We start from the raw sequence: 1,486 nt of genomic DNA, 5'->3' as shown, positions 1-1,486 counted from the left end.
GAAAAAGCTCCAGAAAGCGAGTTTAAATATCATAAACCTCTTAAAAAATCCTGAAAATCTCTACAAATATCAATAATAAAAATGCTTCTAATATAAAATCTTAAAATTAAACCAAAAATAAATCCTAGAAAAGTCCTTATTAAGGTAATAATTTTTTCATTAAATTTCAAAAATACTATCAAAGGGGTTTCAAATAAACAATAAGAAAGAACCAGGCCTCCCGTTAAAGTAAAACCAAATAAAAGAAATTTAGATTTAAATATATAATCCACAGATTCATAAATCCCTCCGAGAGGCCTACTTTGACTCTCATTTAAAAACCTAAAATAATATAAACGCATAGAATAAGAGCCAGAAAGTCCTACTCTAAAAGCTATCAAATATAAAAAAATCAAACTATAACTAGAACTGTAACCTATTTCTATAATAGCGTCCTTAGAATAAAATCCCGCTAAAAAAGGAAATCCACATAAAGCTAAATTGCAGATATTTATCAAAGTTCTAGCAAAAAGTCTTCCTTTTAATGAACCTCCCAAAAACCGCAAATCTTGTAAACCTTGATTCTGATGAATAACATCTCCTCTACATATAAATAGTAAAGACTTAAATATAGCGTGAGTTAAAAGATGAAAAAAAGTAATTAAAATAAGACCTAATCCTAAACTTGTTATTATTAACCCTAATTGCCTTAAAGTAGAAAGAGCAATAATCTTTTTTATATCTTGTTCTAAATTAGCCCTCAATCTTGCTATGATTATAGTTCTAAGCCCTAATAAAAAAACTAAATAAGATAAACCTGCTATTTCAATAATAAAATTTAAGCGCAAAAGAATATAAATACCCGCAGTAACAAGAGTAGAAGAATGGACTAATGCTCTAACAGGAGTAGGAGCAGCTATAGCCCGAGGTAATCAAGCCGAAAAAGGAATCTGAGCTCTTTTAGTAATAGCGGCTAATAATAGTATTAACCCAAAAAATATTAAATTTTCATCAGTTATTTCACTAAGAATATCTAAAAATTTTCAACCCCCTCATTCCACTCTTAAACCTACTAAAATTAAAATAGCCCCATCTCCCACACGATTCCTAAGCCCCGTAATTATAGCCCTTCTCACAGAATTACTATTTTGATAAAAAATAACCAACAAAAAAGAAACCAAACCAAGTCCATCTCACCCTAATATAATTCTAACTAAATTAAGTCTAAAAACTACTAAAAGTATTCTTATAATAAATATAAATAATAAGACTAAAAAAAGAAATTTCCTACGTTCTTCTTCTATGTAGGTACCCCTATAATAAATAATCGACCCTCTAATTAAGCAAATGAAAGAACAAAAAAGTATTGATATCTTATCTAAATAAAGAGTAAATCTTATTGAAAAAGGCCCTAATAATAAAAAATTAAAATCTATTAAAATTCTAATATAATTCATTAACATAAAAAGCCCAAACACAAATCTTACCCTCCCCATAAAAATAAAAA

At 27.9% G+C, this 1,486-nt stretch carries 1 protein-coding gene; it reads right to left on the bottom strand.

The genetic code is table 11. From position 1 onward, the window contains the following. Positions 1-29: 29 nt before the first annotated feature. Complete coding sequence (locus EUA06_RS22225) at positions 30-899, bottom strand: NADH dehydrogenase subunit 5 (RefSeq protein ID WP_235889378.1); 870 nt, start codon at positions 897-899, stop codon at positions 30-32. Positions 900-1,486 lie beyond the last annotated feature (587 nt).

The sequence above is a fragment of the Nocardioides glacieisoli genome (assembly GCF_004137245.1).
GTDB classification, from domain to species: Bacteria; Actinomycetota; Actinomycetes; order Propionibacteriales; family Nocardioidaceae; genus Nocardioides; species Nocardioides glacieisoli.
The sequence above is the reverse complement of the archived record's forward strand: the minus strand, read 5'-3'. Positions and strand labels throughout refer to the sequence as shown.